The 13,010-nt window shown below is 74.3% G+C and carries 11 protein-coding genes; 5 read left to right on the forward strand and 6 right to left on the reverse strand.

Features of this window, described 5'->3' with window-relative positions:
• Positions 1 to 214: 214 nt before the first annotated feature.
• Together PATMI_RS37880 and PATMI_RS0107165 are read left to right on the forward strand one after the other, a co-directional pair.
• Positions 215 to 2,137: a delta-60 repeat domain-containing protein gene (locus tag PATMI_RS37880; RefSeq protein ID WP_026910386.1), complete on the forward strand. Its 1,923-nt coding sequence runs from the start codon at positions 215 to 217 to the stop codon at positions 2,135 to 2,137.
• Between the two features lie 132 nt (positions 2,138 to 2,269).
• Entirely contained in the window at positions 2,270 to 4,234 is a 1,965-nt protein-coding gene (locus tag PATMI_RS0107165; protein ID WP_026910387.1) for a hypothetical protein, read from the forward strand.
• Positions 4,235 to 4,277: 43 nt separating this feature from the next.
• Here the strand turns inward: PATMI_RS0107165 and PATMI_RS0107170 are convergent, their stop codons facing one another.
• From PATMI_RS0107170 to PATMI_RS0107185, 4 genes are all read right to left on the reverse strand, one after another.
• Entirely contained in the window at positions 4,278 to 6,458 is a 2,181-nt protein-coding gene (locus PATMI_RS0107170; protein ID WP_026910388.1) for a PKD domain-containing protein, read from the reverse strand.
• A 186-nt stretch (positions 6,459 to 6,644) separates the two neighbouring features.
• Positions 6,645 to 7,223, reverse strand: coding sequence for an NADPH-dependent FMN reductase (locus tag PATMI_RS0107175; RefSeq protein WP_026910389.1), 579 nt, complete (start codon positions 7,221 to 7,223; stop codon positions 6,645 to 6,647).
• A gap of 67 nt (positions 7,224 to 7,290) precedes the next feature.
• Positions 7,291 to 7,746, reverse strand: a complete 456-nt coding sequence (locus tag PATMI_RS0107180) for a hypothetical protein (protein WP_026910390.1) — start codon at positions 7,744 to 7,746, stop codon at positions 7,291 to 7,293.
• Positions 7,747 to 7,888: 142 nt separating this feature from the next.
• Positions 7,889 to 8,755 (reverse strand): RNA polymerase sigma-70 factor, encoded by an 867-nt coding sequence (locus PATMI_RS0107185; protein ID WP_026910391.1) that lies wholly within the window; start codon positions 8,753 to 8,755, stop codon positions 7,889 to 7,891.
• A 138-nt stretch (positions 8,756 to 8,893) separates the two neighbouring features.
• Here PATMI_RS0107185 and PATMI_RS0107190 point away from each other — a divergent pair, with 138 nt between their 5' ends.
• Both PATMI_RS0107190 and PATMI_RS0107195 read left to right on the forward strand, forming a co-directional pair.
• On the forward strand, positions 8,894 to 10,111 hold the full coding sequence (locus tag PATMI_RS0107190) for a hypothetical protein (RefSeq protein ID WP_026910392.1): 1,218 nt from the start codon (positions 8,894 to 8,896) through the stop codon (positions 10,109 to 10,111).
• A 70-nt stretch (positions 10,112 to 10,181) separates the two neighbouring features.
• The gene (locus PATMI_RS0107195; protein ID WP_026910393.1) at positions 10,182 to 10,919 is read left to right on the forward strand and encodes a hypothetical protein; all 738 of its coding nucleotides are present in this window, start codon (positions 10,182 to 10,184) and stop codon (positions 10,917 to 10,919) included.
• Between the two features lie 7 nt (positions 10,920 to 10,926).
• Here the strand turns inward: PATMI_RS0107195 and PATMI_RS0107200 are convergent, their stop codons facing one another.
• Positions 10,927 to 11,406: a carboxymuconolactone decarboxylase family protein gene (locus PATMI_RS0107200; RefSeq protein ID WP_036725412.1), complete on the reverse strand. Its 480-nt coding sequence runs from the start codon at positions 11,404 to 11,406 to the stop codon at positions 10,927 to 10,929.
• Positions 11,407 to 11,454: 48 nt separating this feature from the next.
• Entirely contained in the window at positions 11,455 to 12,339 is an 885-nt protein-coding gene (locus tag PATMI_RS34080) for an alpha/beta fold hydrolase (RefSeq protein ID WP_051471171.1), read from the reverse strand.
• 100 nt (positions 12,340 to 12,439) lie between these two features.
• Here PATMI_RS34080 and PATMI_RS0107210 point away from each other — a divergent pair, with 100 nt between their 5' ends.
• Positions 12,440 to 12,865 carry a winged helix-turn-helix transcriptional regulator gene (locus PATMI_RS0107210; RefSeq protein WP_084269759.1) on the forward strand — a complete coding sequence of 142 codons (426 nt, stop codon included), beginning with the start codon at positions 12,440 to 12,442 and terminating at the stop codon, positions 12,863 to 12,865.
• The last annotated feature ends 145 nt before the right edge of the window (positions 12,866 to 13,010 follow it).

Here is a 13,010-nt window from a genome sequence, read left to right on the forward strand (position 1 = left end):
CGCGGGCGTCGTGGTGGTCCACGTGGCGCGTGGGTCCCGGTTCGAGAGCTCGTGTGCCCGGAACGTGGCGCGCAGGACCACGCGATGAACACCTGTACGCCAACTTGCAGGCCCGGACGCCATGATTAGGCACTCCTACTCTTAGGGGACTCTTCTGTTAGGTTCCCCGCACTCTCGATCGCACTGGGCGATCGCGACGACGATGGAGCAGCAGATGTCCCGACGTATCGCCGCAGCGGCGACCGGTGCCCTGGTGGCCGGTCTCGCCCTCACGGCCGTTCCTTCAGCAGGCGCGGTCGGCCTCGACACCGCCTTCGGTTCGGGTGGGTTCACCCAGATCCCCGTCTCGGTCGGTGCCGCCGACCAGCTGTGGACGACGACCGCCGCCCCCGGTGGAGGGACGTACAGCGCCGGCTACGCGACGGTCTCCGGCACGAACCGCGCGTTCTCGGTCGTCAAGGTCGACGACAAGGGCAAGCTCGACCCGTCCTTCGGCGACAACGGCATCGCCCTCATCGACGTCGCGCCCGGCCCGTTCGTCACGGGCGTCGTGAACACCGGCGTCGCTCCGGCCGGCGGCGCACCCACCGGCGGTGCGGAGACCGCGCGAGGCATCACCGTCCAGCCCGACGGCAAGATCCTCGTGCTCGGCGAGGCCGAGACGGTGCAGCTGGCCACCCGCAAGGACACGCGCGACACGGACGTCTACGTCGTCCGGCTGAACAAGAACGGCACGCGCGACACCACGTTCGGCACCGGGGGCATCTCCCGGATCGACTTCAGCGACGGGTCGACCGCCGCGGGCGGCATCACCGGTGACGCGGCGGCCTACAGCGGCATCTTCGTCCGCCCGAACGGCAAGATCGTCTTCGGCGCCTCCAGGGGCGTCGACAGCACCGAGGTCCCGGTGCCGCCGGCCACGGCGCGCACCGACCGCGACACCGCCGCCGGCCAGCTCCTTCCGACCGGCGTCGTCGACCCGGACTTCGGGACCGCCGGCAAGGTCTCCACACGGAACGAGGGCATCAACGAGAACCTCCGCGGAGCCGGGCTCGACCCCGAGAACGGCCGCCTGCTCGTCGCCTCGTACGCGAACACCGGCGGCGCGAACCGCCCGTACATCTTTGCGTTCACCGAGGCGGGGACGACCGACTCCACCTTCGGCGGCGCCAACGCCACGATCCCGACCGGCGTGACGGCGACGGTCCCGCCCGGCGTCACGACCGGCTTCCCGGCCGGCATCCCGGGCAGCGGCGGCGGTGCCGAGGCCTACGGTGTGAGCGTCCACGACGGCAAGTACCTCGTGACGGCGTACGGCACCCGCTCGACGACGCCGGACTTCCTGGTCGACTCCCTCGCGTTCCGATTCAACAAGAACGGCTCGCTCGACACCGCGTTCGGCACGGACAGCCTGTCGTCGTACAACCGCCCGAACCCGGCCGGCGGTCACTTCGCCGACCGCTCGCGCAACCACGTCGTGCTGCCCGACCAGCGCTTCGTCACCGTCGGACAGTCCGGCCCGTCCGTCCTGCTGACGGTCCGCAAGAAGGACGGCTCGCTCGACACGTCCGTCGGCGACGGCGGCGCGTTCGTCGTCGACCTGGGCGGCACCGCCGACGTCACGTGGGGCGTGACCACGCTCGGCGACGGCTACAAGGTCGTCGCCGTCGGTACCCGCGGCACTTCGACGGCCTCGGAGAACAACTCCGCGCTCGTCTCGCTCGACCTCTCCGCACCGGTCCCGGCGCCGATCGTGACGACGCCGACCCCGACGACGCCGGCGCCCACGCCGACGACGCCCGCCCCGACGCCGACCGTCCCGGCGCCCACGCCGACGACGCCCGTGAAGAAGGCGACGACGGCCGGGAAGGTCTCGCTCACCTGCAAGCGGACCGGCAAGCAGACGTTCACGATCCGCTGCACGATCTCGCAGCAGAACGTCGGCGCCGGCAACGCGACGGTCTCGCTGAAGCTGAAGGGCCGCAAGGCCGTCACCGGCAAGGGCAAGGTCAGCTCCAAGGGCAAGAGCAGCGTGACGGTGAAGACGACCCGCAAGGGCACGTACGTCGCCACGATCAAGCTGCCGACGCCCTCCGGCAAGACCGTGACGATCAAGCGCACGGTCAAGGTCAAGTGATCGCCGCTCCCGCCGGCGCTCGGTGAGCGCCGGCGGGAGCACCCCGCTCGCCCGACGGCGAGCAGCACCGGCCCGGATCGCGTCGCACGGCCCTCACCGCGCGGCGACCGGGCTCCACCGCAGGAGGACCCGATGTACCGCCCCAGCACCCGTCTCCGTCGCCCCCGATCATCGATCGTCGGCGCCGCGCTGCTCATCTCGCTGCTGGGGGCCTCGCCCGCGGTCGCCGAGCCGCTGACGATCACGAACCCGAACGGCCCGTCGAAGGTGACGATCGACCGGCGCGAGGCCGCGCCCGGTGAGCGGATCCGCATCACCGGCGAGGGCTTCCCGGTGACCGTCAACGTCACCGGGCCGGGGAACCCGGTCGTCGCGGTCCGCCCCTACAGCTTCGACAGCGGGCCGGCGTGGGCCGGCAGCGGCGCGGACTACCTGCCCGCGTGCGGCGCGGGACCGGTCACACCGGCGTGCGCCCCGGCGATCCTCACCGACGAGGCCGCCCACTGGTTCCAGACGAAGGCCGACAGCCCCGCGGACCCCGACGTCGTGGGCTTCACCGGGTTCATGCAGGTGCCGCAGACCGCGACGATCGACGGTCCCACGCCGGCGCTCAAGGGCCAGCACTGGTTCCAGATCCTCTCCGGCGCCCCGTTCACGTCGACGGGCGGCGACAGCGCCGGCCGCAAGGTGCAGGAGCTCGTCTACTCGTACCAGGTGCCCTTCAAGATCGTGGCGAACCTGACGCTGGGGCTCCAGCAGGGGGCCTTCCACGAAGGCACGACGTTCCGGCCCGGGGCGCTCGTCACCGTCAAGGGCCGCGGCTTCGCACCGAGCACCGCGGTCACGGCGACCGTGACGACCCCGTCGGGGACCGCACCGGTCGCGGTGACCACCACGGTCGACTCGACCCCCACGGCGACGACGACCGACACGGACGGGGCGTTCCCGGACGCGACCCGGTTCACCCTGCCCGCCGGCACGCCGACCGGGCCCGCCACGCTGCGGTTCACGACCGGGTCCGTCTCGTACGAGGCGTCGATCACCGTGACGCCCGCTCCCACCGCGACGCTGCGCACCCCCGTGATCCGTCCCGGTGGCCTGCTCGCCTTCGATGCCGAGAACTTCATCGGCGTCAAGGGGACCGGCCAGAAGATCGCGATCGTCGTGAAGGTGCCCGCCACCGGCGGCGGCGCACCGGTCGAGAAGGTCATCGGCTGCTTCTCCGCCGACGCGCAGGGCCGCGCGAGCGGTGCTGTGACCGCCCCGGCCGACGTCGTGACGACGCCACCGGGCGACGTCGTGCCGACCGAGGGCGTCCGGTTCAACGCGGGGCTCTCGTGCGTGCTGCCCGCCGGCGGCCCGCCCGTCGTCAACGACGCCCCGGGTGCGAGCGTCGGTCCGAAGGCGCTGACGGTCAGCGCCACCGCCCCCGCCGTGACCGCACCGGCGACGGGGACCGCCGGGTCCACCCTGGCGCTCTCGGGCGAGGGCTTCGGTCCGTCGGCCCCAGTGTCGGTGACCTACCGCGGCGTCGCGGTCCCGATCACGGCCTCGACCGACGCGCAGGGTGCGTTCTCCGGCACGATCGCCGTGCCCGAGGCCACCGGTGACGGCGTCCTGCTCGTCACGGCCGGCACGCGGTCCGCCGCGTCGTTCGTGACCGTCACGGCGCGTCCCGCCGATCCGGTGCCGACGGTGCCGGACACGCCGACGCTCACCATCGTCCAGCCCGATCCCACCGGACCGCCCACGACCCCCACGACCCCGACCAAGCCGACCGTCGTCGCCGGCAGGGCCCACTCCTTGAAGTCGCGTCCCGGGAACCGCAAGGTCCGGCTCGTGGTGAAGGGCGGCACCGCGGGGTCGACGGCCGTGACGATCCGGTCGAAGGCGAAGGTCCGCCTGGGCAGCAAGAAGAAGGCGACCATCGTCGTGCTCGCGAAGCGCACGCTGACGAAGGCCGGGACCTACGACCTGACGCTCACCAAGGACGGCCGGGCGCTGCTCAAGCGCTCGAAGCGCGTGAAGGTCGTCGTCACGATCGCCCCGAAGGGCGGCAAGGCCGTCACGCGGACGCTGACGCTGAAGCGCGCCTGACGGACGGGGTGGGGACGTCGGGCGGGGTGTCCCGCCCGACGGCTCAGCGGCCGACGCGGACCGTCGTGCCCTTCGTGATCACCCGGGCGGGGCCGCCGGCGTCCTCCCGGACACGGACGCGGTAGGAGCCCGGCTTGAGGTGCGGGACCTTCGCCACCACGGCACCGGCCTGCTGCGGCTGCAGCCGGATCACGCGGCCGGGCAGGAGGCCCGTCACGGTGCGCCCGTGTGCCCGGCCCGTGACCTGGCGCTGCACCGTGACGAGGAGGTGCGCGGCGCCCGAGGCACGGACCGACAGGCGGCGGCCGGCCAGCCGGACGTCGGAGATGGACACCCCGCGGGAGACCCGGGCGCCGGCCTTCACCGGCGTCGAGGTCGCGGTGCCGACGCGGACGGTCGACGACGTCGCGGTGGGGTTGCCGTGCTCGTCGCTCACCGTCGCCGAGACGACGTAGGTCCCGGCCTTCGCGAAGCGGTGGGTCACCGACGGGCCCGTGCCCGTCGTGCCGTCGCCGAAGTCCCACGTCGTGGTGCCGAGGGCGGAGAACGCGTCGGTCGCCTGGACCCTGAACGTGCCGGTCGCCTTGACCTTCAGCGTCGCGGGGGTCTTCAGCGACGTGACGTCCGGGCCGCTGGCGTCGTCGACGATCGGGCCCTTGAGGCCGTTGAAGTAGAGGTGGCGGGGCGAGCCGCCGATGAAGACGGAGGGGTTCGCCGGGACCGGGCTGCGGGAGTCGTCGAAGATCGTGTCGCCGCGCGCGTCGATCTGCATCGTGCTGAACTCGCGCCCGCCCGGGACGTCGTAGCGCTGCGAGAGGGAGCCGTCCCACGGGTACCAGTCGCGGGCGCGGAGCGCCACGTCCTTCAGGTAGGACGGCGAATAGAGCAGCGCGCCGTCGGTGTAGCCGATCGTGATCACGCCCTGGGCCCGGTTGACCGCGAGGGACCCCGCGTCGTTGGAGTAGTTCGCGCCGGTGTTCACCACCTGACGCGTCCACGTCTCGCCGTCGGTCGTGCCGAAGGCGACGAGGCGCGTCGGGTAGCGGCCGTAGTCGTCGACCGGCGCGCCCTCGTCCTTCGCGGACCAGAGACCTGTGACCAGGGTCTGCCCGTCGCCGATCGACGCGGTCGAGAGCTGGGACTGGGAGAGGCCGCCCGTCCGGGCGGAGTCGGAGGTCAGCAGGGGCAGGTCGTGCGCCGGCTGGAACGCCGAGGCGTCCTTCGGGAGCCGCGCGACCGTGGTCCCGTCGTAGCTGTAGAAGCGGACGGTCGCGCCACCGGCGTCGTCGGTCACGACCGTGAAGTCCCCGACGGGGCGCGGCGTGGCCCGCACGGTGAGCGGCCCGCTCCACGAGCCGTCGGGACTGCGCCGGGCGACGGTCATCGCGGAGCCCCGCAGCCGGCGGTAGTCGTTCTGGAGCGCCGGGTCCTTCCCGACCTCGGGGTCGGTGGCCCGGTCGCCCCACGCGACGACCACGGTGCCGTCCGCGGAGGTCGACATGCGGGTCCCGAGCTCGTCCGGGGCGAGGGTGATGCCGTCCACCGTTCCGAGCTTCAGGTCGCCGAGGTCGATCGAGCCGACCTGGCGGGGAGCGGTCCACGAGCCGCCCTTCGGTCGGGTCGCGACGAAGATCGGGATGCCGGTGCCGACCTGCTCGGCGCCGCGCCACGACGCGACGAGCGCGCCGTCGCGGTCGATCACGAGCTGCGTGCGGTCGCTGTCCGCTGGAGCGCCCGGGATCGGCGAGAACGCGGTCCACGCGCCCTTCGCCGTCCGCGTCGCGACGGCCGGGGCGCCGTGGCCGTTGTAGTCGTACTCCTGGCGCAGCAGAGCGGCCTCGCCGTGGATGCCGTAGACGGGCGTCAGCGAGGAGGCGTCGGCGCGGGCGGTCGGGGTCGCGTCCCACGCGCCCCCGGCGCGACGGCCGTAGAAGCCGACGTTGCCACCGGAGGTGAAGCTCGTCGAGGTCCACCCGATCTCGCCCGCCGGGGAGAACGTCAGGGCTCGACGCTCGATCCAGTCCGGCGAGAAGGTCCTGGGCGGGGTCTCCGCGGTCTGCTGGGCCGCGGCGGCCGGGGCGTCCGGTACCTCCTGCCAGGCGGCGGAGGCGGTCGCCGGCACGACGGCCAGCGCGGACGCTGCGAGCGCCGCGGCGACCGGGGCGGTGCGGGGACGGGTCCGCCGGGACGGCGGGACGGCGGGGATGTTCGAAGGACGGTTCACGGCTGCTCCACGCACGACACGGCACGGGTCCCGGAGGACGATGTCGACCCGAGGACGTGATGGTGGGCGTCCGCCGTCGCCGATCCCTGTCCCGGAGGTCTCAGGGTGGTATCGGCATCGTGGTCGGCGCGGCGGCGGTGCGTCGGTCCGCGTCCGCCCGCCCGCCGTCCCGGCCCCGCCCAGGATTCAGGCCTTCCGCGCCGCCTTCAGCGCCTCCGCCCACCACACGAGGTCCGCCGCGAGGGTGTCGAGGCGCCGGTCCAACGAGGCGAGCATCTCGACGTCGAAGGTGTCGGTCTTGAGCGCCGGGACCATCACGTCGGGGAGGATCGGGACGGAGGAGCGGATCGCGGCCATGTCCTGCTCCGCGGCGATCTGGCGCAGCTGCGTGATCGCCCGCGCGGCCCCGGTGCCGCCGTAGCCGACGTAGGCGATCGGCTTGCGACGGAGCTCGATCGAGAGGTGGTCCAGCGCGTTCTTCAGCACCGCCGGGACGCCGTGGTTGTACTCCGGGGTGACGACGACGTAGCCGTCGGCCCGGTCGATCGTGCCCGCCCATGCGGCGGTCACCTCGTCGGGGTAGGTCCGCCCCGCGTGCGCGGGGGGCGTCGCGAGGTCGTAGAACGGGAGCGGGTGGTCCCGCAGGTCCACGAGCTCGGCGTCGAGGTCCGTGCGCGCACCGAGGCGGTCCATCACCCAGGCGGCGGGCCGCTCCCCGAAGCGCTTCGAGCGGGTGCTGGCGAGGACGACCTGGATCAGCGGCATGGCCGGGATCGTAGCCCGATGCCGTTAGGGTCGCCTACGCGTCGGGTCCAGCCGGGGGCCCGCCGGGTCAGACGTGTCCGGCCGGCACGCGCTCCCAGCCCGAGCGCAGGTCGTCGAACTCGTCCCACGGCAGGTCCGGGGTCGCGGGACCCGGGGGATCCTCCGGGGGCGGGGGCGGGGTGGGTCGCCGCTGCCCGCCTCCGCCGCCACCCTCGTCGGTGCGGCGGGTCTCGGACGGGAGGGGCGGGTCCTTCCTCCCCGTCGTCAGGACGTAGAGCACCGCGAAGATCGCGACGACCGCGAGCAGGAGGAACGGCATCTGCGCGGGATGGGACTCCAGCAGGGTGCCCATCAGCAGGAACAGGCCGACGATCGCGCCGACCGCACCCACGGTCAGCAGGGTCACGAGGCCGGCCTTGCGCGCCCGGCCGAGCGCCCCGTCGGGCTTCAGCGATCCGGCGCCGTAGAGGAGGACGCCGCCGGCGACGATGGGTGCGAGCGGCTGCAGAGCGGCGAGCTGCATCGCACGACCATAGGGGCTCCGGCCGGCGGTCGTGCGGATTCTTCCCCGACCGGACCACGACCGTGTGCGGCACAACCGCGCTCCTGCAGGGACTTCCCGGGCGGGCACCGCGAATCGGGATGCGGTGGCACGACCCGCCCGCTCACCGCGCCAGGTGCGCGAGCTTCTCCGGGTTGCGCACGCTGCGCAGCGCCGCGATCCGCCCGTCGACCACGTCGATCGCGGTCACCGTCGTGACGGTCCCGTCGGCCCGCCGCAGCAGCAGCCCCGGCTGGCCGTTGACAGGGACCCGCTCGACGGCGACGACGTCCTCGCGCCCGCGCAGGCGCGCGGTGTGGACGAGGAACCGCGCCACGTCGGCGGGACCGCGGACGGGACGCAGCGCCGCCCGGACGACCCCACCGCCGTCGCCCCACAGGACGACGTCCTCGGCCAGGAGCGCCTCGAGGCCCCGGAGGTCCCCCTCGTCGACCGCGGCGACGAAGCGGTCCAGCAGCCGCTCGCGGGCCGCGTCGTCGGCGTCGAACCGCGGTCGGCCGGCGGCGACGTGCTTCTTCGCCCGCGTCACCAGCTGCCTCGTGTTGGCCTCCTCGCGGTCGACGATCTCGGCGATCCGCGCGTAGTCGTAGTCGAAGACCTCCCGCAGCAGGAACGCCGCCCGCTCCACCGGCGTCAGACGCTCGAGCGCGACGAGCAACGCCTGCGACAGGGTGTCGGCCAGCTCGCTCTGCGCGGCCGGTCCTGGTCCGGGATCGACGAGCAGCGGCTCCGGCAGCCACGGTCCCACGTACGCCTCGCGTCGCACGCGGGCGGAGCGCAGGACGTCGATCGACAGCCGCGTCGCCACGGTCGTCACCCAGGCGTCCGGGTTCTCGACGTCGCCCGGCTCCCGGTCCAGTCGGACGACCGCCTCCTGCGCGACGTCCTCCGCCTCGGCGACTGAGCCGAGCATCCGGTAGGCGACCTGGAAGGCGGTGCGTCGGGCGTTCTGGAGCGGTGCGGGCGGCATCTGCAGGTCCGACGGTCCGGGGACCCGTCCTGTGACAGCCGATCACGTCCGGGGTCCGGACGCCACCCCGGGAGCCACCCGACCGCCGTTCGGCCCGATGCCCCGACACCCGGTGCGGACGGCGTCTACGGTGGGCCCATGGACGGTCCGGGCACCAGCGACGTCATCGGCGATCCGCACGCGGTGGGGGCGATGGCGGCGCTGGCGCGTCCCCACGTCGTCTCCTGGGACGAGCACGGGACGTCCGCGACCGCGCCGCTCGACGAGCTCGTCCCGTGGTGGCGGTCCGTCGCCGCGGCGGCCGGCGGGACGGTCGACGGCGGGGCCGCCGGCGGCGCCGTGCGTGTCGGCCGGGACCGCGACGGCCGCGCGCGGATCGTCGAGGCCGCCGTGGGCGGCGCGCTGCTCGCGGCGGCGAGCCGGGAGGACGCGGAGGGGCTCGACGACGCCCTCGTGCCGGGCGGCGGGCTCTGGTCGATCGCCGTCGCCGGGCCGAGCGGGGAGCAGCGCGAGTTCCACGTCGTCCTGCTGCTCGGCGACGAGCCCCGGGTCTGGGGCAGCACGACCGCCACCGGCTCGACGATGGCGCTCGTCCTCGACGCGACGGACGCCGACCCGGGGACGACGGTCGCGGTGGCCGTCGACGACGGGGAGGCCGCGAGCGACCGTCCGGTCGACGCGGTGCTCCGGGTCACCGGAGGCGTGGCCGTCCCCGTTCGACGGCACGTCACGTCCGCGGACCTCGAGCGCCGGACGGAGGAGCTGATGCGGGAGCTGCTGGCCGGCGTCGATGCCGACGTGCTCGCCGGCGGCGCCGCGGAGTGGCTCGCGTCCTTCGAGACCGCACACCGGCACGCGACGAACGACCTCACGGCGCGCGGGACCGCCGTCGCCGCCGCGTGGGGGGCCGACCTGGCCCCGCCCTCGGTGGTGGTCGTGCGGCTGTCACCGGTCGGCGCGGCCCCCGACTGGTCGGGCCACCCGGGCACCCGGTTCGAGGACGTCGTCCGGCGGCGGCTGTTCCGCCCGACCGTCGTCGACGTCCGTGGTCGCGTCCCGGTCGCCCCCGTCACCGCCTGGACGCGGTCCGATCGCGGCGACGAGCCGTGGCGGACCCTCCGTGGCCTGCGCGAGCTGCCGCCGCTGGACGACGACGCCCAGGGCCGGGTCGCGCAGGCCCTGGTGCGGCTCGAGGAGCTCGAGCTCGACGTGGTCGGCGCGATCAACCGCGCGACGGCGGCCGCGGGGCGGGACACCGTCGCGATCGTCGTCGCGCCGGACGGCCGTCCGGCGCCCCGCATCGACCGGTGGTGGCCGGCGGACGTCCGCCCGGACGACCGGCGTCGCCTGACCTGATCGGCGGGCGGGCGCGGACGCGGTCGGCGTCGTGCGCCGCTCGCGGTCCCGGCCGACTAGCGTAGGCACCATGGGCGCCGGCTCCAGTGACGCGATCGGGGACCCGGACGCCGTGCGGTCGCTGACCGACGACGCCCGGCGCTCGGTCGTCGCCTGGGAGGACGGCGTCGCGTCGCCCACCGTCCCGCTCGACGAGCTCGTGCCCTGGTGGCGCAGCGTGGCGGACGGGCTGTCCGGCGGCGATGAACGACCGTCGGCCGAGCTCCGGGTCGGCCGGGACGCCGAGGGCCGTGCGCGGATCGTCGAGCCTGCGGGGGGCGGTCCGGCACTGGCGGTCGCCGGTCCGGAAGACGTCGGCGACCTCGAGGACGTCCTCGTGGCCACGAGCGCCTACTGGTCGGTCGCGCTGACGGGACCCGACGGGACGCCGCCCGAGATGCACTCGGCGATCCTCGTCGGCGGCGCCGTCCGGACGTGGACGTGGGACGGCCCCGCCGGGACGACGACCGCGGTGGTGCTCGGCCCCGGACGGGGCGCGGCCGACCCGTCGCAGGACGGCACCGCCGCCGCGCGGCCGGGGGACGACCCGGTCGACGGGGCGACGACCGTGGCCGCCGTGCGGACCGTGGACCCGGACGACGAGCCGGACCCGGACCGGCCCGCGGACCTCGTGCTGCGGATCACGCCGGACGCCGTGGTCCGGGTCGGGGTCGAGGTGACGGCGGGCGAGATCGAGTGGGCCTACGAGACGCTCATGCAGGACCTCGTCGGCGGGGCGCTCGCCGACTGGGGCGAGCCCGGCGCCTGAGACCCGCCTACGCGGCGTCCCAGCTCGCCGGCACCATCCGCGTCGCGACGGCCACGCGGTTCCACGCGTTGATCGCGGCGATCTGGAACAGCACGTGCGAGAGCTCGGCGTCGTCGAGATGCCGGGCGGCCTCGCCCCAGACGTCGTCGGGGACCTGCGTCTCCGCGACGAGCGTCACCGCGTCGGTCAGCGCGAGGACCGCCTTCTCGCGGGCGTCGAAGTACGGGCTCTCCGCGTGGGCGGGCAGCTGGGCGAGCCGGACGTCGCTCTCGCCCTGGGCCTTCGCGTCGGTCCAGTGCATGTCGAGGCAGAACGCGCAGCCGTTGATCTGCGACGCCCGGAGCTTGATCAGCTCCTTGAGGACGGGGTCCAGGTCGATGCGCTGCTCGACCCGGCCGAGGGCGGCGGCGACGGCTCCGGCGTGCTGCATGGCGTCCAGGCGCGGGCCGTGGGTGGTCGTGGTGGTGGGGGTCTCGGTGGTGGTCATGTCCCTTCGACGGGACGGGGTGTCCGCGTGTGACATGCCGCCGTCGGATCAGGCGGTCGTCGGCCCCGTGAGGAACGCGACCGTCCGGTCGAACACCTCGTCGGTGTCGAGCATCGGCCAGTGGCCGCCGTCGACGAGCGCGGTCTCCACCGGACCACCGAGCGCCCGGGCGAGGACGTCCATCTCGCCGCTGCCGACGTACGGGTCGTCGGCGCCCCAGATCACGAGCGCGGGTGCGGTGACGTCCGCGAGACGGTCGCCGTAGCGGCCGAGGACCTCCGGGCCGGCGGACCGGTACAGCGCGAGGATCGCGCGCTTCATCGCCGGGTCGAGATCGCGCCGGATGCGATCCAGCAGGTCGGCGTCGAGCGGACGGAGCCCCGGGCGCTGCAGGCGCGTCAGCAGCTTGATCGTGAACCGGTTGAACACCGTCATGCCGACCTCGCCGACGACCCGCGGGCGCCACAGGTACGTGGCCAGCCAGTGCCAGCGGTAGTCCGCCGACAGCGGCACGACGTCGATCGCCACCAGCCGCCGGATCCGCCCGGGACGTCGCGCCGCGGCGGCGAGCGCGAGGCTGCCCCAGTCGTGGACGACGAGGTCGAAGCGCGGGACGTCGAGCGCGTCCACGAAGGCGTCGAACCACGCGACGTAGGCGTCGAGCGACGCGTCGAACCGCGCGGGGTCCGGGCGCCCGGAGCGACCGAAGCCTGGGAGGTCCGGCGCCACGACCCGCCCGAGCTCCGCGGAGCGCCGGAGGAGCGGGAGCCACGCGTCGGCCGAGTCCGGGTTGCCGTGCACGCAGATCGTCGGCACGTCGCCGGTGCCGGCGTCGTGGAGGAACGTGTCGATCCCGCCGGCGTCGAGGCGTCTGGAGGGGACGGCGTCGGGTGTCGCGCCGCTGCTGGAGGACGGGGTCTCGAAGACGGACATGGGCTGCTCGGTGGTGGCGGGTGGTCCAGATTGTGGACTGACTGCGCGGTACCGTACCGGCATGGGTCCGGAAGCGCTACCGAGTCCGCGGACGTGCTCGATGACCGACGCCGTGGCGGTGCTCGGGGACAGTCACACGCTGCCGCTGCTGCGCGAGATCCTCTACGGCTACCGTCGGTTCTCCGAGCTCGCGACGCTGACCGGGGCGCCCCGGTCGCTCCTGACCTCCCGGCTGCGCCGGCTCGAGGCCGCGGGCGTCGTCACCCGTCGTCGCTACTCCGAGCGACCGCCGCGGGACGAGTACGTGCTGACGGAGGCCGGCGTCGACCTCGTCCCGGTCCTCCTCGCACTGAAGGTCTGGGGGGACCGCCACACCGGCGGGGACGCCACGCCGACGGCGATCTTCCGCCACCGCTGCGGCGCGGAGCTCCACCCGGTCTCGGTCTGTGGTGCCTGCGGCGAGGAGATCCGCGCCGGCGAGTTCGACGTCGCGGGCGGGACGCACCCGCCGGTCCTCAGGCCGTGACGGACCGGCGGTCGCGCGGTCGTCGCGTGCAACAAAAGGTCCAGGCGATCGGGTGACGTGTCAGATCGGACGCCCGACTCGACGACCACTTCTGGACTCGCGCGCCCAGGGTTCCGCGCGACGACGTCCGGTTCGCAGGCCGTCG

Source organism: Patulibacter minatonensis DSM 18081 (genome assembly GCF_000519325.1).
Taxonomy (GTDB): Bacteria; Actinomycetota; Thermoleophilia; order Solirubrobacterales; family Solirubrobacteraceae; genus Patulibacter; species Patulibacter minatonensis.